Here is a 22,352-nt window from a genome sequence, read left to right on the forward strand (position 1 = left end):
CTTTTGACCGCACGGTCAAAAATTGCTGCTTTCGCCGCCTTTTTCGGTTATGACCGCCCGCAGGACTCGTGAAGTACGGCTTCACGGGCTATCTTCGGCACACGTCGCTGAATGAAAGGGCAGGAGATGAGCAGCACAATCCGCGAAGCCGATGTCGGCCCGTCCAAGGTGACGCCGCTGCCGGCGCGTGCCGCCGCCAATACAGCCGTTCCACCGGACCATCGCATTGCGCGCAACCCCGGCATGAAGCTCGACCTTGGCTTCATGGAATCGGTGCGCAGCGTCAATCGCTCGGCGCTGGAACGGCGCGTCGCCAGCCTGACCAAGCGGCGTTCGATCAAGGCGGACAACCAGGCGGCCTGGCTGCTGCGCGCCGTCGCCTGCATGGATCTGACGACGCTGAATTCCAACGACACCGAGGAGCGCGTGCGCCGGCTCTGCGCCAAGGCGATCAATCCGTTCCGCCGCGACATTGTCGAGGGCCTCGGCATATCAGGTGAAACCATCCGCCCGGCCGCCGTCTGCGTCTACCACCCCTTCGTTGCCACCGCCGTCGATGCGGTGCGCGGCACTGGCATCCATGTCGCCGCCGTCTCCACCGCCTTTCCGCATGGCCTGGCGCCGCTGTCGACCCGTTTGCAGGAGATCGAGGCCTCGGTCCGTGACGGCGCCGACGAGATCGACGTCGTCATCCCGCGCGGCCTGGTGTTCGGCGCCAAGTGGCGGGAGCTTTACAATGAGATCGTCTCGATGCGCGCCGCCTGCGGTGATGCGCATCTGAAGGTCATCCTCGGCACCGGCGACCTCGCCACGCTGCGCAATGTCATGCTGGCCTCGATGGTGGCGATGATGGCGGGCGCCGATTTCATCAAGACCTCGACCGGCAAGGAAAGCGTCAACGCGACGCTGCCCGTCGGCCTCGCCATGGTGCGTGCCATCAGGGCCTATTTCGAGGAAACCGGCTATCTCATCGGCTTCAAGCCGGCCGGCGGCATTTCCACGGCCAAGGCCTCGCTCGACTGGCTGGTGCTGATGAAGGAAGAGCTCGGCCGGCCATGGCTGGAGCCGGACCTGTTCCGCTTCGGAGCGTCGAGCCTCTTGACCGACATCGAGCGCCAGCTCGAGCACCATCTGACGGGACACTATTCGGCCAATCATCGCCACGCGATGGCTTGAGAGATTTACCCCCACCCCGATCGGCAAGCCGATCGACCCTCCCCACAAGTGGGAGGGTGAAGGAGGCGCCCAATGAACATTCTCGATCGCTATCACGCCATGGAATACGGCCCGGCACCGGAGGCCCGCAACGAGGCCGACGCCTGGCTTGCCGCGCGCGATTTCGGCAAGGCGCTGTTCATCGGCGGCGACTGGAAAGCCGCTGCCGGCGGCAAGACCTTCGAGACCAGCGAGCCGTCTTCCGGCAAGCTGCTGGCCGAGGTCTCGGACGCCAATGCCGCCGATATCGACGCGGCGGTTGCGGCCGCCGCCAAGGCGCTGCCGAAGTGGTCGGCAGCCTCAGGCTATCAGCGTGCCAAAGTACTCTATGCCATCGGCCGCGCCATGCAGCGGCATCAGCGCCTGTTCGCGGTGCTTGAGACCATCGACAACGGCAAGCCGATCCGCGAAAGCCGCGATATCGACGTGCCGCTGGCGATCCGCCATTTCATCCACCATGCCGGCTGGGCGCAGGCGCTGGACAGGGATTTCCCCGGCCATAGGGGTGTCGGCGTCGTCGGCCAGATCATCCCGTGGAACTTTCCGTTGCTGATGCTGGCCTGGAAGATCGCGCCGGCGCTCGCCGCCGGCTGCACCGTGGTGCTGAAGCCGGCCGAGTTCACGCCGCTGACCGCCATCCTGTTCGCCGAGATTTGCGAGCGTGCCGGCGTGCCGAAGGGCGTCGTCAACATCGTCCAGGGCGGCCCTGAGGCCGGCGTCGCCATCGTCAACCATCCCGGCGTCCAGAAGATCGCCTTTACCGGCTCTTCCGAGGTCGGCAAGATCATCCGCAAGGCCACCGCCGGCTCGGGCAAGAAACTGTCGCTGGAGCTCGGCGGCAAATCGGCTTTCATCGTCTTCGAGGATGCCGATCTCGACAGCGCCGTCGAAGGCCTGGTCGACGGCATCTGGTTCAACCAGGGCCAGGTCTGCTGCGCCGGTTCGCGGCTCCTGGTGCAGGAAGGCATAGCCGACGCCCTGATCGCCAAGGTCAAGACGCGGATGAGCCGGCTGCGCGTCGGCAGCCCGCTGGACAAGAACACCGATATCGGTCCGCTCGTCGATCTGACCCAGCTCGAGCGCGTCAAGGGCCTGGTTGCCGAAGGCGCCAGACAGGGCGCCGTCTGCTGGCAGCCGGATGCCGCGCTGCCGTCCTCCGGCTACTACCATCTGCCGACGCTCGCCACAGGTGTTTCGCCGGCTAACATATTGGCGCAAGAAGAGGTGTTCGGCCCTGTTCTGGCGACCATGACCTTCCGCAACACCGAGGAAGCGATCGAGCTCGCCAACAACACGCGCTATGGCCTCGCCGCCTCGGTGTGGAGCGAGAACGTCAACCTTGCCCTGCACGTCGCGCCGCAATTGAAGGCCGGCGTGGTCTGGGTCAACGGCACCAACATGTTCGACGCCGCCTGTGGCTTCGGCGGCTACCGCGAGAGTGGTTTCGGTCGTGAGGGCGGGCGCGAGGGCATGTTCGAATATCTCACGGCAAAATTGCCGCTCGGCCCGGTCATCAAGCCGGCGACGATGTCGGCGCAACCGGTCGAGCAGGCCGATGGCGCGGCAATCGACCGTACGGCAAAGCTGTTCATCGGCGGCAAGCAGGTACGGCCGGACGGCAATTATTCGCTGGCTGTCGCCACCGCCAAGGGCAAGCTTGCCGGCGAAGTTGGGCTTGGTAGCCGCAAGGATATCCGCGATGCCGTCTCCGCCGCCCGCGGTGCCAAGGCCTGGCCGGAGGCGACCGCCTATAACAGGTCCCAGGTGCTCTATTATCTGGCCGAGAACCTTTCCGGCCGCGCCGGCGAGTTCGCCGCCCGTCTCACCGAATTGACCGGCGCTACGCCCAAGGCCGCGCGGGAAGAGGTAGAACAATCCATCGAGCGGCTGTTCCTCTATGCCGGTCTGGCTGACAAATTCGAGGGCCGCGTGCACCAACCGCCCGCGCGTGCCGTGACATTGGCGCTGCACGAGCCGGTCGGCGTCGTCGGCATCGTCGCGCCGGATGCCTCGCCGCTGCTCGGCCTGATCTCGCTGATTGCACCCGCACTCGCGATGGGCAACACCGTGGTCGCAGTGCCGTCGGAGCGCTACCCGCTGCTGGCGACCGATCTCTACCAGGTCATCGAATATTCCGACATTCCCTCAGGCGCCATCAACATCGTCACCGGTCGCAGCGCCGAACTCGCCGGCGTGCTGGCCAAGCATGACGATGTCGACGGGCTTTGGGTGTTCGCCGATGCCGAGACCTGCGCCAAGGCGGAGGCCGCGTCCATCGGCAACCTCAAGCGCGTCTGGAGCGGCAATGGCCGCGGCATCGACTGGGCATCCGACCGAGCCGCCGGCGACGCCTTCCTGCGCCGCGCCGTCGAGGTCAAGAATGTCTGGGTGCCTTACGGCGATTGATGGCCTGCCGGTACTGTTCAGATCGTGTTCGGGCTTGACGCCCGGACAGATGTTCTTTAACGAGAAAAAACATCTTTATCAGTGAACGGTCAACGGCGCAGGCTGCACGATCACGCGTGACTGGCACATGACGCCTTGGCCAGCCGCAGGTAGACCCGGACTATCCCAGCGGACGAGGAGAACAGCATGGCGGATCTGGCAGGCAAGGTCGTTGTCGTCACGGCAGCGGCGCAAGGGATCGGCAAGGCGAGCGCACTGGCCTTCGCAAAAGCCGGCGCCATCGTCTACGCCACCGACATCAACGAGACGCTGCTGGCGGAACTCGCCAAGACGCCAGGGATCAAGACCCGCAAGCTGGACGTACTCAACGACGAAGCCGTCAACGCCGCCTTTGCCGAGATCGGTGTCGTCGACGTGCTGTTCAATTGCGCCGGTTTCGTCCATTCGGGCTCGATTCTGGAGATGAAGGACGGCGACCTCGATTTTGCGCTGAACCTCAATGTGCGCGCCATGATCCGCACCAGCCGGGCCGTGCTGCCCGGCATGCTGGAACGTGGCGACGGATCGATCATCAACATGGCCTCGCTGGCCAGTTCCACCAAGGGCGTGCCCAACCGCTTCGTCTATGGCCTGACCAAGGCCGCGGTCATCGGCCTGACCAAGGCGATAGCCGCCGACTATGTCGGCAAGGGCATACGCTGCAACGCCATCTGCCCCGGCACGGTCGAGAGCCCGTCGCTGCAGGACCGCATGCACGCGCAAGGCGACTATGATGCCGCCCGCGCCGCCTTCATCGCCCGCCAGCCGATGGGCCGGCTCGGCACGCCGGAGGAAATCGCCGATCTGGCCGTCTACCTGGCCGGCGCCACGTACACGTCCGGGCAGGCCTACAATATCGACGGCGGCTGGTCGATCTGACTGCGGAAATCTTGCGTGGGCCGGACGATCTGGCCCGTTGCCGGCGTTTAACAGGGGATCGAACAGTCTGAAAATCCCGCGCGCCGGCTATCTTGTATGGCGATCGCGCTTGTCCGTAGTCAGGTCGATGGGTACGGTCCGCCGGTTCCTTGAAGGAGCAATCGCCTTGGCGGAAAGTTTGCAAAAGGCCACGAGGCCGCAATCAGGAGAAGGATTTAGATGAAACTGCTGCGCTATGGCGAGGTGGGAAGCGAACGTCCCGGCCTGCTCGATGCGGATGGAACGATCCGTGATCTCTCCGCTCACGTCACCGATATCGGCGGCAAGGCACTCGATCCGGCATCGCTGGCAGCACTCGCCAAGCTAGATCCGAAGTCGCTGCCGGCGGTTTCCGGCAGCCCGCGCCTCGGCGCCTGCGTTGCCGGCACGGGCAAGTTCATCTGTATCGGCCTGAACTATTCCGACCACGCCGCCGAGACCGGCGCCACCGTGCCGCCGGAGCCGATCATCTTCATGAAGGCGAGCTCGGCCATTGTCGGGCCGGATGACGACGTGCTGATCCCTCGCGGCTCGGAGAAGACCGACTGGGAAGTCGAGCTGGCCGTGATCATCGGCAAAACCGCCAAATATGTCAGCGAGGCCGATGCGCTCGACTATGTCGCCGGCTATAGCGTCGCCCACGACGTCTCAGAGCGCGCCTTCCAGGCCGAGCGCCAGGGCCAGTGGACCAAGGGCAAGAGCTGCGACACATTCGGCCCGACCGGCCCATGGCTGGTGACCAAAGACGAAGTGGCCGACCCGCAGAACCTCAAAATGTGGCTGACCGTCAACGGCAAGACGATGCAGAACGGCTCGACCAAGACCATGGTCTATGGCGTCAAGTATCTGGTGTCCTATCTCAGCCAGTTCATGTCGCTGCATCCCGGCGACATCATCTCCACCGGCACGCCGCCCGGCGTCGGGCTGGGCATGAAGCCGCCGGTGTTCTTGAAGGCCGGCGATGTGGTGGAGCTGGGCATTGAAGGCCTGGGGCAACAGAAGCAGACGTTCAAGGCGGACGTTTAGGCAGTACATTTCGGGGTCAGCGCTGCCCCCTCATCCGGCCGCTTCGCGGCCACCTTCTCCCCGCTGGGGAGAAGAGGCTGGCGTCGGCGCTGACAATCTCCTCTCCCCTTGGGGAGAGGTCAGCCGAGCGAAGCGGAGGCTGGGTGAGGGGGCTGCGCCGGCGTATCTATTTCAGCACCTTCCCATCCGCACCAAACCGATACGTCTTCGCCGGATCCGGCGTCGCATACAGCGTGGCACCCGGCTCGGCATCGTAAACACCAAAAATCCGCACGGTGATCAGCCCGGCCTTCTCGCAGTCAAGATAGAGATTGGTGTCGGCGCCGAGATGCTCGGCGTGCACCACCGTTCCCTTCCAGGAGCCGGATTTCGGATCGACGGTCAGATGTTCCGGCCGCACGCCGATTGTCTTGGCAGTTTCGCCGAGACGGGCGCCGTCGACGAAATTCATCTTCGGCGAGCCGATGAAGCCGGCGACAAATTCATTTGCCGGCGAATTGTAGAGCTCCATCGGGCCACCGATCTGCTCGATTTTCCCTGCGTTGAGCACCACGATCTTGTCGGCCAGGGTCATCGCCTCGACCTGGTCGTGGGTGACGTAGATCATCGTCGCCTTCAGCCGGCGGTGCAATTGCGCGATCTCGAGCCGCGTGTTGACACGCAGCGCGGCATCGAGGTTCGACAGCGGCTCGTCGAACAGAAACAGCTTCGGCTCGCGCACCACGGCGCGGCCGATGGCGACGCGCTGACGCTGGCCGCCGGAGAGTTCGGCCGGCCGCCTTTCGAGATAGGGCTCCAGCGACAGCATCGACGAGGCGATGCCGATGCGGCGCTCGATCTCGGCCGCCGGCGTGCCGGCCTGCTTGAGGCCGAGGCCCATATTGTTCTTCACCGTCAGATGCGGATAGAGCGCATAGGTCTGGAACACCATGGCGATGCCGCGCTTGGCCGGCGGCGTGGCCGAGACGTCCGCGCCGTCGATGACGACGCGGCCCGAAGTCGAGTCCTCCAGTCCGGCGATGACCCTGAGCAGGGTCGACTTGCCGCAGCCGGACGGCCCGACGAAAACGACGAACTCGCCGTCGTTCACTTCGAGGTTGATGCCCTTCAGCACCTCGACCGGCCCAAAGGCCTTCTTCACATTCTCGATGTTCAGCGAGCCCACGGCTTCGTCCCTGTTCTAGAGTTTGACGGCGGCGCCGCTGCGCACGCTCTCGTCGGCTGCAAGGCAGACGGCGAGCGATTTGACCGCGTCGTCCATGTGTTTGGCGAGGTCCAGATCCTCACGGATTGCCTTCAGCACGAAGGCCTGTTCGAGGTCGCAGAGGTCCTGATGGCCGGGTTCGCCTGCCATCGACAGCATTTCGTCGGCCTTGAGAAACTTGCCGTCCGCGTCGGTCGCCGCATTGTGCAGGCGGATGGTCGAGGTCTTGGTGTGGGTGTCGATGTCATCGGACTTCACACCTTCCTTCATGACGATCGACACGCAGCCATTGGGCGAGATGACGTCCTTCACGAAGAAGGCGGTTTCCGAAATCATCGGCCCCCAGCCGGCCTCATACCAGCCGACCGAACCGTCATCGAACAGCACCTGCAAGTGGCCGTAATTGTACATCGAGGGCGCGACCTCGTCGGTCAGCCGCACGCCCATGCCGCGCACTTCCACGGGCTTCGCATCGGTGATCTGCAGCATGACGTCGAGATAGTGCACGCCGCAATCGACGATCGGCGAGGTCGTCTGCATCAACTGCTTGTGCGTCTCCCAGGTATGGCCCGAGGATTGCTGGTTGAGGTTCATGCGGAAGACGTAGGGGCCGCCGAGCTTGCGCGCTTCGGCGATCAACCGGATCCAGGACGGGTGATGGCGCAGGATGTAGCCGATCACCAGCTTCCTGCCGTTGGCCTTGGCCGCCGCGACGACGCGCCTGGCATCGGCCACCGTCGTTGCCAGCGGCTTTTCGACGAAGACGTGGCAACCGGCCTCGAACGCCTTCACCGCATAGTCGGCATGGCTGTCGGAATAGGTGGCGATGCAGGCGACATCGGGCTTTTCGTCACGCAATGCCCCGTCGAAGGAGCGCCTGATGCCGTAACCCGACAGCCCGTCCGGCAGCGGCACGTCGGAGCGATTGATCAGCGCCGCGATCTGGAAACCTGGATTGGTATGGTAGGCCAGCGCATGGCTGCGGCCCATATTGCCGAGGCCGGCGACGACGACACGCAGGGGTTGGGCCATTTCAATTCGCCTTTTCTTGACTGCGGGCTGCGAGAGCCACCATCACCTGTGGCTCACATTCATCTGCGACCCGCAGGGCTGCTTCTTCGCTGTCACACCGGGACAAAAGTCGAAAGCCATAGGCATCAACTCCGTCCTTGATCAGTGAAAGCCTCTGATCATCAGGCAAGGGATGCTCAAGGTTGAGCGCCTGCTCGAACGCTTTCGACTGCTCGTCTTCCATCTGGGAATTGACGCGCCAACGAATGTGACAATTGTATTCCTTCGGCCGGCGCTCCGGCCCAAGCCGTGCAAACCAGACAGCAGCGTTGATATAGAATTGCGGACCCCAGGAAGACTTCTGAAGGTTCAGCACACAGATCGTCTCCGGCCACTCTCGGTAGAAATTTTTGGCGCGAACGCCCCGGAATCCATAGTGGCTCGCTGTCTCGACGAGGGCCTGTACGATAGCTTCTTCCCCGCCGCTCACTTCACCGCTCCGGAAGTAATGCCGCGGATCAGCTGCCGCGAGAAGATGACGTAGAGGATCAGCACCGGCATGATCGCCAGCGACAGCGCCGCCAGGATAGCGTTCCAGTTGGTGACGAACTGGCCGAGGAAGAGCTGCGCGCCGAGCGTCACCGTCTTGGTTTCTTCCGACGGCGCCAGGATCAGCGGGAACCACAGGTCATTCCAGATCGGGATCATGGTGAAGACGGCGACGGTTGCCATCGACGGCCTGACCAGCGGCAGCACCAGGCGGAAGAAGATGGTGTATTCGGACAGGCCGTCGATGCGGCCGGCATTCTTCAGATCGTCGGACACCTGCTTCATGAATTCCGACAGGATGAAGACGGCAAGCGGCAGGCCTTGCGCGGTGTAGACCAGGATCAGCGCCGTCAGCGTGTTGACCAGCCCGCTCGCCACCATCAATTGCAGGATGGCGACGGTGCCCAGCCGGATCGGGATCATGATGCCGAGCGCCAGATAGAGGCCCATCAGCGAGTTGCCGCGGAAGCGGTATTCCGACAGCGCGAACGCCGCCATGGCGCCGAACAGGAGCACGAGGAACAGCGAGGCGACGGTGACGACGAGGCTGTTCTGGAAATAGTGGATGAAGTCGCCCTGGCCGATGACGGTGGTGTAGCCGATCAGGTCGAAGGTTTTGGGCGTCGGCGGCGTCAGCGGCGCGCCGAAGATGCCGGCGCGGGACTTGAACGAGTTCATGATCACCAGGATCACCGGAAACAGCGCGATCACCGTGTAGGTCAACAGGATCGCATGGGCGCCGATGGTGCGGGGCACGGAACGGGTGGCGGTGCTCATCTCTCGGCCCTCAGAACTGGTAGCGACGCAGGCGCGTCTGGACGAGGAAGAGATAGACGCAGACACCGCCGAGGATGATCAGGAACATCATCGTGGCGATCGCTGCGCCCATATTGGGGTCGCCGACCTGCAGCTGGAAGCCGAAGAAGGCGCGGTAGAGGAAGGTACCGAGAATGTCGGTCGAATAGTTCGGCCCGGCGAGCGCGCCTTGCGCGGTGTAGATCAGGTCGAAGGCGTTGAAATTGCCGACGAAGGTGAGGATCGAGATGATGCCGATCGACGGCAGGATCAGCGGCAGCTTGATCTTCCAGAACTGCGCCAGGCCGGTGATGCCATCGCATTCGGCGGCCTCGATCACCTCTTCGGGGATCGACAGCAGGGCAGCGTAGATCAGCATCATCGGGATGCCGACGAACTGCCACACCGAAATCAGGCTGAGTGCGGTGAGCGCATATTGCTCCTTGCCGAGCCATGGCGTGAACAGGCTTTTCAGGCCGACGAGATCCATCAGATGCGGCGCCACGCCCCACAACGGGGACAGGATCAGCTTCCAGGCGAAACCAACGATGACGAAGGACAGGATGGTCGGCACGAAGATCGCCGTGCGGTAGAAGGCCGCGAACCTCAGCCTCGGGCTGGACAGCAAAGCCGCCAGCATGACGCCGATCGGGTTCTGCACCAGCATGTGGATGATAAAGAACCAGGTGTTGTTCCTCAGCGCGTTCCAGAAACCCACCGACCAGTTGGGATCGCCGAACAGCATGCGGAAGTTTTCCAGCCCGACGAAGACCTGGTGCTGCTCGATGTTGCGGAACAGCGAGAGCTGCAGCGTGCCGGCGAGCGGCAGGATCATGATTGCCGTGTAGACAAGCACCGCCGGCGCCAGGAAGACGCCTATATGCCAGCGGAACGGTCTTTTCGGTCTGATATCTGCGGCCATGAGTTCGGTCCCCGCCGTCTCTCGGTTCCAAAGGGTATCGATCTAGATGATGCCTCGATGCACGGCCCGACCATTCCTGCCGATGCGGCAGGAACAAAGGCCTGCGACTGATCAGCTAGCCTTCCCCGAAGAGAGGGTAAGGCCGGGAGGCGGTGCCGACAATCGCAATCTGAATAGGCGCACTTTGAATGAGGTAGTCCGGAACCGGCCAGGCGTGCGCCGGCCGGTTCCATCACCTGAGCTCTTACTTGGCCGGATGGTACCAGCTGTCGAGGCCGGTCTGCAGCTTCTTGGCCGCCGCTTCCGGCGTATCGGTGCCGTTGATGACGTTGGCCGATTCAACCCAGGTCTCGTTCTCGAGGTTCGGCGTGCCGCGCGACAGGATCTGGTAGGTCGAGCGGATCGTCGACTTGCACTTGCCGCGCCAGGAGACGAATTCCTGCGCCAGCGGGTCTTCCATCTTCACCGGCGAGGAGTTCAGGCTGAAGAAGCCCGGCAGTGCGTTGGCGTAGATGGTGGCGAAATCCGGCGAGGCGACCCAGGACAGGAAGGTCTTGGCCGCATCGGCGTTCTTCGAAGCCGCATTCAGGCCCATGCCGATATCGGTATGGTCGGAGATGTAGCAGGTGTCGCCGGCCTTCTCGACCGGCGGCGGGAAGGCGCCCATCTTGAACTGCGCCTGGGTGTTGAACAGGCCGATCTCCCACGAGCCGGCCGGGTAGATGGCGGCGCGGCCGAGCGTAAACAGGTTCTGGCTGTCCGGATAGGTCTGCGCCTCGAAGCCATCGCCGAGATAAGGCTTCCACTTGGCCAGTTCCTCATACGGCGCGACCCAGTCCTTGTCGGTCAGCTTCTGATCGCCCTTGATCAGTGCTGCGCGGCCATCTTCGCCCTTCCAGTAGTTGGGGCCGATGTTCTGGTAGCCCATGGTCGCGGCTTCCCAGAGATCCTTGGTGCCCATCGCCATCGGGATGTAGGTGCCGTCGGCCTTGATCTTGTCGAGCGCGGCGAAGAACTCGTCGCGGGTCTCCGGCACCTTGATGCCGAGCTTGTCAAAGGCGTCCTTGTTGTAGATGAAGCCGTGGATGACCGAAGCCATCGGCACGCAGAAGCTCGCCTTGCCGTCGTCGGTCTGCCAGGCGGACTTGGCCACCGGCGAAAAGTTCTCCATGCCGGGCAGCGCCGAGAGATCGGCAAGGTTGCCCTTCTTGAACAGCTCAAGCGACTTGTCGAACGGGCGGCAGGTGATCAGGTCGCCCGCCGAGCCGGCGGCGAGCTTGGCGCCGAGCGCGGCGTCATATTCGGTCGGAGCCGACGGTGCGAACACGACCTTGATGCCCGGGTTCTTGGCTTCGAAAGCCGGGATCAGCTTGTCCTTCCAGATGGCAAGGTCGTCGCCGCGCCAGCTTTCGATGTTGAGCGTTACGTCGTCGGCGTGAGCCAACCCGGCCGAGCCGAGAATGCTGGTGCCCAAAAGCAGTGCCGTCAGTAGTTTCGTTGTCATGCTCAGTCTCCCTGTTGACCTTTTTCAGGTTCGGTTTTGATGAGAACAGAGGCTTTTGAGCCCTTGCTCCCCTCTATAGCGGAAAGGGCCGGCCGCAACTTCTGGCCGGCCTCTTCCAGTATCTTCTGCGCCGCGTCAGTGCTGTCGGCGCCGGCGGCGAGCAGAATGGCGGTCTTGACCGCGCCGCCGCTCTTTTCGAGCAGGCGGGCCGCTTCGTCCGTGCCGCGCCCGCTGACGGCGGCGACGATGCGCGCCGCGCGGTCGCGCAGCTTGATGTTGTCGGCCATGAGATTGACCATGTAGCCGTCATGCACATGGCCGAGATGGATGGCGGTCAGCGTCGACAGCATGTTGAGCGCGATCTTCTGGGCAGTGCCGGCGCCCATGCGGGTGGAGCCGGCGATCAGTTCCGGCGGCGTTTCGAGCAGGATGGCGGTTTGTGCCTGGCGCAGCAGCGCAGAGTCCCTGTTGTTGGCGATGCCGATGGTGGCAGCGCCGCGGCGGGCAGCCTCCTGGATGGCCCGCACGGCATAGGGCGTCGTGCCGCTGGCGGAAATGGCGATCAGGCAGTCGCCCTTGCCGAGGCTGGCCTCGGCGACCGCTGCCGCGGCTTCCTCGGTATCGTCTTCCGGCCCGCCGGCCAGCGTGCGGAAAGCGTCGTCGCCGCCGGCGATCAGGATGGCGATGCGGTCGCGGTGAATGCCGAAGGTGCCCGGCAGCTCCAGCGCATCGGCCAGTGCCATAAGGCCTGAGCTGCCGGCCGCGGCGTAGGCAAGCTTGCCCCCGCTCTTCAGCCTGCCGGCGATGATCTCGGCGGCCCTGGCGATGGATGGAATGGCATGGCGCACCACCTTGGCGGCTTCGATCTGCGCATCGGCCAAATAGGAAAGGATGGCGTCCGGAGGCTGGATATCCAGCCCCTCGGCATTTTTGTGAAGCGCTTCGGTGCGCGTTTCGGCCATCCCGGTTCCTCCAATACCAGAACAATACCAAAAAAATACCACTTGTCCACACGCATTAACGAATTCGCGGGCTGGAAATCGCTGAGCGGCCGAAATACGCAGATTTTTCAATAAAATACGGCTTAAACTTTTTGAAACGGAAATTAACTCTTGGCTATTGGTATTTTATTGGTATTATCCGCCCGGAGGAGAAATCAACGTGAATTTCGTGCTCGGAATCGATGGCGGCGGCACCAGCTGCAGGGCCGCCCTGGCAACGGCGGACGGCACGGTGATCGGCCGCGCCAAAAGCGGCGCCGCCAACATCCGCACCGACCTGACCGGCGCTCGCTCGAACATCGTCGAGGCCGCCAGGCAGGCGTTCCTCGTCGCCGGGCAGGATCCGGAACTGATCCCGCGAACGCCCGCAATTCTCGGCCTTGCCGGCGCCAATGTCGGCACCTACCGGCAGCAGCTTGAGGCGATCCTGCCATTCAGCATCAGCCGCGTCGAGACCGACGCCGAAATCGCGCTGGAAGGCGCTGTCGGCGCCGGTGACGGCGCCATGGCGATCCTCGGCACCGGCACCGCCTATATGGCGCGCAGACAAGGCAAATCGCGCGCCATCGGCGGCTGGGGCTTCCAGGTTGGCGACCAGGGCAGCGGCGCCCGTATCGGCCGCGACCTGCTCGAACAGACACTGCTTGCCTATGACGGCGTCCGCGCGGGCTCGCCGCTGACGCAGAGCATGCTGGCCGTCTTCCGCAACAACCCGGAGGATGTCGTCGAATTCACCACCAATGCCAAGCCCGGCGATTTCGGCGGCTTCGCACCCAAGGTGTTCGAACACGCCGAGAAGGGCGACAGCGTCGCCAACTGGATCCTCGACAGGGTGGTTGCCGATGTCGAAGCCTCGCTCGGCGCGCTCGATCTCGCCGACGACGCGCCGCTGTGCCTGCTCGGCGGGCTGGCGCCGCTCTACGCGCCGCGCCTGTCTGCCCGCTACCGGGCGCTGCTGAAGCCGCCGCTCGACGACGCGCTGGGCGGCGCGGTGCAGATGGCGGTTCGCCTTTTCGCCGGACACGCGGAGGCAACTCGATGAGCGAGGCCGCCGACCAGATCTTCGCCACGCTGAAACATCAGGCGCAAAGCGGCGCGCCGCTTTATCTGCAGTTGCGCAAGAGCATCGAGGACGCGGTCAATCGCGGCCTGATCGGGCCGGGCGACGCGCTGCCCTCCGAGCGCGACATCGCCACCAAGGCCGATATTTCGCGGGTCACCGTGCGCAAGGCGGTGCAGGACCTGGTCAAGGGCGGCATCCTGGTGCAGCGCCACGGCTCCGGCACCTTCGTGGCGCCGCGCATGGAGCGTGTCGAACAGTCGCTGTCGCGGCTGACCTCGTTTACCGAGGACATGGCGCGGCGCGGCATGGTGGTGCGTTCGGCATGGCTCGACCGCGGCCTTTACGCACCTTCGCCCGACGAAATGATGGTGCTCGGCCTGTCGTCGGACGAACTGGTGGCGCGCGTGGCGCGCCTGCGCATTGCCAACGACACGCCGCTGGCGATCGAGCGGGCCTCGCTGTCGGCCAGCGTGTTGCCCGACCCGGCCGACATAGGCTCCTCGCTCTATGCCGCGCTGGAATTGACCGGCAATCGGCCGGTGCGGGCGGTGCAGCGCATTTCCGCCGCCAATCTCGGCGACAGCGACGCGCGCCTGCTCGAAGTGCCGCCAGGCATTGCCGGCCTGCACATCGAACGTATTTCCTATCTGGCGAGCGGCAAGGTGATCGAATTCACCCGCTCTATCTACCGGGGCGACGCCTATGATTTCGTCGCCGAACTGCGGCTGACAGGGCCGAGCGAAGAGGGCCGACCATGAGCACGACAGAGCCGACCATGTCGACAGAGATGACCCATATGCGGCGCGAGATCGAGGAGGTCCCGCAGGCCGTCGCCCGCCTGCTCGACGGCTCCGGCGCCGTGCTGACCGAAGCCGGGCGCGGCATCCGGGAACGCGACCCGCAGTTCGTCGTCACCGTGGCGCGCGGCTCGTCCGACCATGCCGCCACCTTCATGAAATACGCCGTCGAGCTGACCGCGGGCCTGGCCGTCGCATCGGTCGGGCCGTCGATCGCCTCGATCTATGGCCGCAAGCTCAGGCTCGCCGGCTCGGCCTGCCTGGCGATCTCGCAGTCGGGCAAGAGCCCCGACATCGTCGCCATGGCCGAAACCGCGCGGGCGGGAGGCGCGCTGACCGTCGCCATCACCAACACCGCCGATTCGCCGCTGGCGCGTGCCTCGGACTATGCGATCGACATCCTGGCCGGCCCCGAGCGCAGCGTCGCGGCCACCAAGACCTTCATCAATTCGGCCGTCGCCGGCCTCGCTCTGATGGCGCATGCCACCGGCGACGATGCGCTGCTGGCGGCGCTTGCCCGCCTGCCGGAGCATTTCGGCAAGGCGATCGCCTGCGACTGGATGAGCGTGCTCTCTGAGACGATCGAGAAGCAGAAGTCGTTGTTCATCCTCGGCCGCGGACCGTCGGCGGCGATGGCCAATGAGGCTGCGCTGAAATTCAAGGAGACCTGCGGCATGCATGCGGAAGCCTACAGCGCCGCCGAGGTCATGCATGGCCCGCTGGCGCTGGTCGGCCCTGATTTTCCGGTGCTGGCGCTGGCCGCGCGCGACGCGTCCGAACCGTCGATTGCCGAGGCCGCCGACAGCCTGGCGGCCAAGGGCGCGCCGGTGTTCGTCACCTCGGCACTTGCCCAACGCGCCGTGCGCCTGCCGCATGTCGCCACAGGCCATCCGCTGACCGATCCGCTGACGCTGATCGTCTCCTTCTACATGTTCGTCGAGGCGTTTGCCCGCCATCGCGGTCTCGACCCGGACACGCCGCGCAATCTTCGCAAGGTGACGGAGACCGTATGAGCAATCGCTTTGCCCTGACTGGCGCCCGGATTTTCGACGGCGACGATTGGCACGAAGGCCACGCGCTGGTCGTGCGCGACGGTCTCGTCGAGGCCATTTTGCCCACGGGCGCCGTCCCCTCGGACATCGCCCTCGTCGATGCCGGTGACGGCCTGCTGGTGCCGGGCTTCGTGGACCTGCAGGTCAATGGCGGCGGCGGCGTCATGCTCAACGACCATCCCGATGTCGCTTCCATCGAGACCATCTGCCGCGCGCACGCGCCCTTCGGCACGACGGCGCTGCTGCCGACGCTGATCACCGACACGCCTGCAATCACGGCCGCCGCTGTCGCCGCCGGCGAGGCGGCGGCGCGCCAGAAGGTGCCTGGGTTTCTCGGGCTGCATCTCGAAGGCCCGCATTTGTCGGTCGCCCGCAAGGGCGCGCATGATCCGGCGCTGATCCGGCCGATGACGGATGCCGACCAGGCGATGCTGATCGCGGCTCGGCAAAAGCTGCCGGTGCTGCTGACCACCATCGCGCCCGAATCCGTCGAGCCGGCTCGCGTCGCGGCGCTGACTAAGGCCGGCGTCATCGTCAGCCTTGGCCATTCCGACACCGGCTACGCCACCGCCAGCGCCTTTGCCGCGGCGGGTGCCTCGATGGTTACCCACCTGTTCAATGCGATGAGCCAGATCGGCAATCGCGAGCCTGGCCTGGCTGGCGCCGCCATCGACATCGGCACCTTGTCGGCCGGTCTCATCGCCGACGGCATCCATGTCGATCCGGCCACCATCAAGATCGCACTGCGCGCCAAGCAGGGGCCGGCCAGGATTGTTCTGGTCACCGACGCCATGGCGACAATCGGCACCGACATGACGTCGTTCACGCTCAACGGCCGTACCATCTATCGCAGGCATGGCAGCCTGCGGCTCGGCGACGGAACGCTGGCGGGCGCCGATCTCGACATGATCTCGGCCATTCGTTTCACCCACCGCGTCATCGGGGTCGAGCTTTCCGAGGCCTTGCGCATGGCTTCGCTCTATCCGGCGCAAGCAATCGGCCAGTCGCACCGGCTTGGCCGATTCGCCAACGGCACGGCTGCGGATATTGTCGCGCTGTCGGACGATCTCGACCCGAAGGGCGTCTGGATCGGCGGCGAAAAGGTTTTTGGAGCCGGCTACGGCACTGCGCATTGATATCGGCTGTCGTCGTGAAACCTTTTGATTTTGAGGTCGTTGTCGGAGCGTATGTCCGAGGCGAAACCCAAATTGAAACAGGCCGACGGCATCAAACCGCGCGGTGCCTTGAAGCCGCGACAGCAAGCGCCGCGTGACCACAGGCCGCGCCACGAGGATCTGCGCGAAAAAAAACCGCCGACTGCCGAAGCTGCCCCCGAGGTCGACGGCCAGCCGGGACCGCCACCGGAGGCTGTCGAGCCGGATCCGCAACTGACGCCCGAAGAAGCCGAGCAGGCGCGCCGGAAATACCTGCTGCGGCGTTTCTGGATCAGCGGGCGCGGCTACTGGGCCAGGCGGGGCGATGGGCTTGCCTGGCCGCTCACGATCGGGCTGTTGATCCTGATCTGCGTCAATGTCGGCTTTCAGTACGGGATCAACGTCTGGAACCGCTCCTTCTTCGACGCCATCGAGCAACGCAACGTCCACACCGTCTATGTGCTTAGCGCCATATTCCTGCCGCTCGTCGCTGGAAGCGCGGGCCTTGTGGTCGCGCAGGTCTATCTGCGCATGACGATCCAGCGCCGCTGGCGTTCCTGGCTGACCACCGCCGTCATCGCACGCTGGCTTGCCAATGGCCGCTACTACCAGTTGAACCTCGTCGCCGGCGACCACTCGAACCCCGAAGCCCGCCTCACGGAGGATCTGCGGATCGCCACCGAGTCACCGGTCGATTTCATCTCCGGCGTCCTCAATGCGTTCCTGTCGGCCTCGACCTTCATCGTGGTGCTGTGGACGATCGGCGGCGCGCTCACTTTGCCGATCGGTGGCGAAAACCTGACCATTCCCGGCTTCCTCGTCATCACCGCGGTCATCTATGCCGCCATCACCTCCACGTCGATGGTGGTCATCGGCCGGCATTTCGTCCGCCTCTCCGAGCAGAAGAACCAGGCGGAAGCCGAATTCCGCTACACGCTGACGCGGGTACGCGAAAACGGCGAGAGCATCGCATTGCTCGGCGGCGAGGAGGAGGAGCGCAGCGGCATCGACAGGAATTTCGGTCATGTGCTCAGGCAATGGGCGCTGCTGACGGGCCAGCACATGCGCACGGCGCTGGTGTCGCAGGGATCGAGCCTGTTTGCGCCGGTCGTGCCGGTCCTGCTTTGCGCGCCGAAATTCCTCGAAGGCTCGATGTCGCTCGGACAGGTGATGCAGGCTGCCTCCGCCTTCGCCATCGTGCAGGGCGCGTTCGGATGGCTGGTCGACAACTACCCGCGTCTTGCCGACTGGAACGCCTCGGCGCGGCGCATCGCCTCGCTGATGATGTCGCTCGACGGGCTCGAGCGTGCGGAGCAGAGCGACGCGCTCGGACGCATCCAGCACGGCGAAACCGAAGACGGTGCGATGCTCAGCCTCGACGATCTCTCCGTCACGCTCGACGACGGCACCTCCGTGGTCAAGGAAACCGAGGTTGCGATCGAACCGGGCGAGCGTGTGCTGGTGGCTGGCGAATCCGGCTCCGGCAAGTCGACGCTGGTGCGGGCCGTTGCCGGCCTGTGGCCGTGGGGCGGCGGCAGCGTCAATTTTCATGCCGACAGGCGACTGTTCATGCTGCCGCAACGTCCCTACATCCCCTCGGGCACGCTTCGCCGCGCGGTCGCCTATCCCGCGGCCGCGGACAAGTGGACGATCAAACAGATCAAGGCCGCCCTGGACAAGGTCGGCTTGGCCTATCTTGCCGAAAGGATCAAGGAAGAAGCGCCATGGGACCAGACGCTGTCGGGCGGCGAAAAGCAGCGTCTCGCTTTCGCGCGCCTGCTGCTGCACCGCCCCGATATCGTCGTGCTGGATGAAGCAACCTCGGCGCTCGACGAGAAGAGCCAGGACGCCATGATGGCGACGGTGATCCGCGAATTGCCCGATGTCACCATCATCAGCGTGGCGCACCGTGCCGAGCTGGAAGCCTTCCACAGCCGCAAGATCACCCTCGAACGGCGCGAGGGCGGCGCCAAGCTTGTCAGCGACATCAACCTCGTGCCGCGCAAGCGCAACCTGCTGAAGCGCGCCTTGTGGGGCTCCGGCAGTCGGGTCGAAAGGGCGCGCAAGGAGTAAGGCGCCGCTGCCCCGGGCTCCGCGCAACTATGATGCGTATATGTCCTTGTAGGTGTCGCGCAGCAGGTTCTTCTGTACCTTGCCCATGGTGTTGCGCGGCAGTTCATCGACGAAGATCACGCGCTTCGGATGCTTGTATTTCGCCACCCGTCCGGCGATAGCGCCGAGAATTTCGGCACCGGTGATCCGCGATGACGGCGCCCGCACGACGACGGCGGTGACGCCTTCGCCGAAATCCGGATGGGCAACGCCGATGACGGCGCTTTCGCTAACCCCGTCGAGCGCATCGATCTCGCTTTCGAGCTCCTTCGGGTAGATGTTGTAACCGCCCGATATGATCAGGTCCTTGCCGCGGCCGATGATGTGGACATAACCGTCGGCGTCGGTCATGCCGAGATCGCCGGTGATGAAAAAACCGTCGGCGCGGAATTCCGCCTTGGTCTTCTCCGGCATGCGCCAATAGCCGCCGAAAACATTTGGGCCCTTCACCTCGATCATGCCGACCTCGCCCTGCGCAAGCGCTGCGCCGCTGTCTGGATCGGCGATGCGAAGCGTGACGCCGGGCAAGGGGAAACCGACGGTGCCGGCGCGCCGCTCGCCCTCATAGGGGTTCGAGGTGTTCATGTTGGTCTCGGTCATGCCGTAGCGTTCGAGGATCGCGTGGCCGGTGCGCTCGCGCCAGGCCTTGTGCGTCTCGGCCAGCAGCGGCGCCGACCCGGAAATGAACACACGGATGTTTTTCGCCGCCTCATGGTCCAGTCCCTCATGCTGCAGCAGGCGCACGTAGAAGGTCGGCACCCCCATCAGGGCCGTGGCACGCGGCAGCAGCGAGGCGATGCGGGCCGGATCGAACTTCTGCTCGAACAGCATCGAGGCGCCGGCCATCAGGACGACGTTGGTGGCGACGAACAGGCCGTGCGTGTGGAAGATCGGCAATGCGTGGATCAGCACGTCGTCTCCGGTGAAACGCCAGTGCTCGACCAGCACGCGCGCGTTCGAAGCAAGGTTCTCGTGGCTGAGCATGGCGCCTTTCGAACGGCCGGTGGTTCCCGACGTGTAGAGGATTGCCGCGAGGTCATCCGGCCCGCGCGCCACGTCATGAAAATCCGTCGGCAGCCGCGAGGCCTGGTCGGTCAGCGATCCCCGGCCATCGCGGCCGAGCGTGACGGTGACGGCGCCCGTCTTTTCCGCCAGCGCGCCGATGTCGGCCGCTCTTGCCGGATCGCAGACGACCAGGCGTGGTTCCGCGTCGCCGAAGAAATACTCCAGCTCAGCCAGCGTGTAGGCGGTGTTGAGCGGCAGGAAGACGGCGCCGGCGCGCAGGCAGGCGAGATAGAGCATGACCGCTTCCGGGCTCTTCTCGACCTGCACGGCAACGCGGTCACCGGGTTCGACATCCAGTTGCAGGAGCGCATGCGCAAACTGCGCCGAGCGGGCCAGCATATCGCCATAGGTGATCGAGCGGCCATCATCGGTTTCCATCAGCAAGCGCGCTGGCGCAGGCATCCGGGACCAGAACGCATCGAACAGATGATTGCTCATGAAGACTTCCCTGGGGTGCTGCGGCGCTGAGCATGCGCCTGTCGCGGCATGCCTCGGCGGCGAGAGTTCGCGGTTCTTGGCCGCGCCGTCAAGCCCGCCGACAGCGGTTCACGCCGGCCGCGCCGACGCAGGTTGCGTGCAAGAAACGAGCACAAGAGACCCGCCAGGAAACGACTGCTATCGCCGAGCGCGTTTGCCGGCGATTTCTTTCGTTTCCTCGTCCTGCTCGAAGCGCTTCATGCACATGGCCGCAGTCAACCGGTAGTGGTTGAGCAGGGCCTCGACGGCACCGTCGGCATTGCCGTCCAGGGCATATTCGGCGATCAGACGATGCTCGCCGAAATCGTCGCGCTGGACGCCTTCGCCATCATTGGCCATTTGCCGGTAGCGATAGGCGTGATCGGAGAGCTGGTCGCAAAACCCCACCAGCCATTGCGACCGGCAGGCCGAAATCAGCACCCTGTGGAAGATGCGATGCAGCCTCTCCCAATCGGGATTGAGCGAGAAGAGATTCTGCGGTGCCAGACGTGACGCGCGTCCCAGGCGATGCAGCGCCAGCACGAGCTGTTCTTCCCATTCGGCGGTGCGGTGGGTGATGGATTCGCGAAGCGCTCGCTCCTCGAGCCAGCAGCGGGTGCGCGTCAGCTCCTCGAGTTCCGAGGCGCTGACCGGCATGATGAAGAAGCCGCGCTGGTCGTGCCGGCCGAGAAGCCCTTCCGAGGCGAGGCGATTGAGGGCTTCGCGGACAGGCGACGCGCCGGCTCCATATTTGGAGACCACCCACTCGACCCGCAGCTTGCTCTCGGCTTCAAGGACACCGCCGAGAAGATCGTCCCGCAATTGCTGATAGACCGTAGTGGCAAGCGTGCTCTTCGGTCCGGCAGCGTCGTCGTTCAGATTGGCAGCTCCGTATGTCAAAGCGACTCCTTGTCCCCAGGACTTGTCCCGGGCGATTCGAGTCCGAAAGCATTCGCCTTCTCGTACTTGTACCATACAGCGCGAAGATTCGCCTGCTCAAGCAGAAGATCACGTTATTGTACTTTAGCACAAAGGAATATGTGGCATTTCGGAGTTCAGTGCTGTAATTCCGCGCTTTTTCACAACCTGCGGGCACTTAACATGTTTTGTATGCACGCAGGAGAATCTGTTCTTTTTGTTCTTTTGTATTCGCGCGAGATCAACTGTCTGCCTTGGGCATAGACGACGGAGCTGAAAACCGAATCAGGCAATCGCTCACATCCGATGCCGTTGCCCCAAAAGCTTCACAAACCCGCCCGGCACCAGAACCTTAGCCGGCATGCAGGACTGACGCGGGAACACTGCTGGTCAACCGGCTGCCTTATCGGCTGCCGTCCTGATCGCCTGGATGTTCTGCCGATAAGCCTCGACGCTGCCGCCTTTGAAGATGGCGGCGCCCGCCACCAGCACATCGGCGCCGGCAGCGGTGACCAGCGGCGCGGTTTCGGCTGAAACACCGCCGTCGATCTCGATGCGGATCGGCCGGCCTCCGACGAGGGCCTTGACCCGCGTCACCTTGTCGACGATCGCTGGGATGAAGGCCTGGCCGCCGAAGCCCGGATTGACGGTCATGATCAGGATCAGGTCGAGCCGGTCGAGCACGTATTCGACCACGCTTTCCGGCGTCGCCGGATTGAGCGACACACCGGCCTTCTTGCCAAGATTCCTGATGGTCTGCAGCGAGCGGTCAAGATGCGGGCCGGCCTCGGCATGGACGGTCAAACCGTCGCAGCCGGCCTCGGCGAAAGCGGCCAAATAGGGGTCGGCCGGGGCAATCATCAGATGGCAGTCGAAGAAGGCCTTGGTGCGGTTGCGGATCGCCTTGATCACTGGCGGGCCAAAGGTGATGTTGGGCACGAAATGCCCGTCCATAACATCGAGATGTATCCAATCGGCGCCGGCTGCCGCTACCGCTTCGACCTCATCGCCGAGTTTGGAAAAATCCGATGCCAGCACCGATGGTGCAATCAGGGTCTTTCTGCTCATGGATGCGGCCTTTCCGAGTGTCCTTCTCGTTGGCCACCCTATCGACTGCCTAATGCGCCGCAGCCGACTTGTCGAGG

The 22,352-nt window shown here is 64.3% G+C and carries 19 protein-coding genes; 9 read left to right on the forward strand and 10 right to left on the reverse strand.

All coding sequences use genetic code 11. The annotated features are described in order from the left end of the window. The first annotated feature begins 126 nt into the window (after window positions 1-126). From deoC to MESCI_RS03500, 4 genes are all read left to right on the forward strand, one after another. The gene (gene deoC, locus MESCI_RS03485; protein ID WP_013528565.1) at window positions 127-1,176 is read left to right on the forward strand and encodes a deoxyribose-phosphate aldolase; all 1,050 of its coding nucleotides are present in this window, start codon (window positions 127-129) and stop codon (window positions 1,174-1,176) included. 72 nt (window positions 1,177-1,248) lie between these two features. Beyond that, window positions 1,249-3,621: an aldehyde dehydrogenase family protein gene (locus MESCI_RS03490; protein ID WP_013528566.1), complete on the forward strand. Its 2,373-nt coding sequence runs from the start codon at window positions 1,249-1,251 to the stop codon at window positions 3,619-3,621. Between the two features lie 186 nt (window positions 3,622-3,807). Beyond that, on the forward strand, window positions 3,808-4,539 hold the full coding sequence (locus MESCI_RS03495) for an SDR family oxidoreductase (protein WP_013528567.1): 732 nt from the start codon (window positions 3,808-3,810) through the stop codon (window positions 4,537-4,539). Window positions 4,540-4,758: 219 nt separating this feature from the next. After that, window positions 4,759-5,604: a fumarylacetoacetate hydrolase family protein gene (locus MESCI_RS03500; RefSeq protein ID WP_013528568.1), complete on the forward strand. Its 846-nt coding sequence runs from the start codon at window positions 4,759-4,761 to the stop codon at window positions 5,602-5,604. Window positions 5,605-5,770: 166 nt separating this feature from the next. On the opposite strand, the gene MESCI_RS03505 is transcribed toward MESCI_RS03500, so the two are convergent. From MESCI_RS03505 to MESCI_RS03535, 7 genes are all read right to left on the reverse strand, one after another. After that, window positions 5,771-6,769, reverse strand: a complete 999-nt coding sequence (locus tag MESCI_RS03505; RefSeq protein WP_013528569.1) for an ABC transporter ATP-binding protein — start codon at window positions 6,767-6,769, stop codon at window positions 5,771-5,773. 15 nt (window positions 6,770-6,784) lie between these two features. Beyond that, window positions 6,785-7,840 carry a Gfo/Idh/MocA family protein gene (locus MESCI_RS03510; RefSeq protein ID WP_013528570.1) on the reverse strand — a complete coding sequence of 352 codons (1,056 nt, stop codon included), beginning with the start codon at window positions 7,838-7,840 and terminating at the stop codon, window positions 6,785-6,787. A 1-nt stretch (window position 7,841) separates the two neighbouring features. Next, window positions 7,842-8,309, reverse strand: coding sequence for a DUF4304 domain-containing protein (locus MESCI_RS03515; protein WP_013528571.1), 468 nt, complete (start codon window positions 8,307-8,309; stop codon window positions 7,842-7,844). Next, on the reverse strand, window positions 8,306-9,145 hold the full coding sequence (locus MESCI_RS03520; RefSeq protein ID WP_013528572.1) for a carbohydrate ABC transporter permease: 840 nt from the start codon (window positions 9,143-9,145) through the stop codon (window positions 8,306-8,308). The genes MESCI_RS03515 and MESCI_RS03520 overlap by 4 nt, the downstream gene beginning before the upstream one ends. Window positions 9,146-9,155: 10 nt before the next feature. Next, the gene (locus MESCI_RS03525; RefSeq protein WP_013528573.1) at window positions 9,156-10,085 is read right to left on the reverse strand and encodes a carbohydrate ABC transporter permease; all 930 of its coding nucleotides are present in this window, start codon (window positions 10,083-10,085) and stop codon (window positions 9,156-9,158) included. A 244-nt stretch (window positions 10,086-10,329) separates the two neighbouring features. Next, window positions 10,330-11,589 (reverse strand): ABC transporter substrate-binding protein, encoded by a 1,260-nt coding sequence (locus MESCI_RS03530; protein WP_013528574.1) that lies wholly within the window; start codon window positions 11,587-11,589, stop codon window positions 10,330-10,332. 2 nt (window positions 11,590-11,591) lie between these two features. Then, window positions 11,592-12,551, reverse strand: a complete 960-nt coding sequence (locus tag MESCI_RS03535; RefSeq protein ID WP_013528575.1) for an N-acetylmuramic acid 6-phosphate etherase — start codon at window positions 12,549-12,551, stop codon at window positions 11,592-11,594. Between the two features lie 199 nt (window positions 12,552-12,750). Here MESCI_RS03535 and MESCI_RS03540 point away from each other — a divergent pair, with 199 nt between their 5' ends. The 5 genes from MESCI_RS03540 to MESCI_RS03560 are packed head-to-tail and all read left to right on the forward strand — an operon-like array spanning window position 12,751 to window position 18,729. Next, window positions 12,751-13,632, forward strand: coding sequence for a glucosamine kinase nucleotide-binding domain-containing protein (locus MESCI_RS03540; protein ID WP_013528576.1), 882 nt, complete (start codon window positions 12,751-12,753; stop codon window positions 13,630-13,632). Beyond that, window positions 13,629-14,411: a GntR family transcriptional regulator gene (locus MESCI_RS03545; protein ID WP_013528577.1), complete on the forward strand. Its 783-nt coding sequence runs from the start codon at window positions 13,629-13,631 to the stop codon at window positions 14,409-14,411. Before MESCI_RS03540 ends, MESCI_RS03545 begins: the two co-directional genes overlap by 4 nt. A gap of 17 nt (window positions 14,412-14,428) precedes the next feature. Next, entirely contained in the window at window positions 14,429-15,463 is a 1,035-nt protein-coding gene (locus tag MESCI_RS03550) for an SIS domain-containing protein (RefSeq protein WP_024502148.1), read from the forward strand. Then, window positions 15,460-16,638, forward strand: a complete 1,179-nt coding sequence (nagA, locus tag MESCI_RS03555) for an N-acetylglucosamine-6-phosphate deacetylase (protein WP_013528579.1) — start codon at window positions 15,460-15,462, stop codon at window positions 16,636-16,638. Before MESCI_RS03550 ends, nagA begins: the two co-directional genes overlap by 4 nt. Window positions 16,639-16,689: 51 nt before the next feature. Continuing rightward, window positions 16,690-18,729, forward strand: a complete 2,040-nt coding sequence (locus MESCI_RS03560) for an ABC transporter ATP-binding protein/permease (RefSeq protein ID WP_013528580.1) — start codon at window positions 16,690-16,692, stop codon at window positions 18,727-18,729. A 27-nt stretch (window positions 18,730-18,756) separates the two neighbouring features. On the opposite strand, the gene MESCI_RS03565 is transcribed toward MESCI_RS03560, so the two are convergent. From MESCI_RS03565 to rpe, 3 genes are all read right to left on the reverse strand, one after another. Continuing rightward, a complete protein-coding gene (locus MESCI_RS03565) occupies window positions 18,757-20,271 on the reverse strand; it encodes a malonate--CoA ligase (RefSeq protein ID WP_013528581.1) in 1,515 nt (504 codons plus the stop codon). A gap of 177 nt (window positions 20,272-20,448) precedes the next feature. Beyond that, window positions 20,449-21,189, reverse strand: coding sequence for a GntR family transcriptional regulator (locus MESCI_RS03570; protein WP_013528582.1), 741 nt, complete (start codon window positions 21,187-21,189; stop codon window positions 20,449-20,451). A 408-nt stretch (window positions 21,190-21,597) separates the two neighbouring features. After that, window positions 21,598-22,275 (reverse strand): ribulose-phosphate 3-epimerase, encoded by a 678-nt coding sequence (gene rpe, locus MESCI_RS03575; protein ID WP_013528583.1) that lies wholly within the window; start codon window positions 22,273-22,275, stop codon window positions 21,598-21,600. Window positions 22,276-22,352 lie beyond the last annotated feature (77 nt).

This window comes from Mesorhizobium ciceri biovar biserrulae WSM1271, from assembly GCF_000185905.1.
In the GTDB taxonomy this organism is placed as follows: Bacteria; Pseudomonadota; Alphaproteobacteria; order Rhizobiales; family Rhizobiaceae; genus Mesorhizobium; species Mesorhizobium ciceri.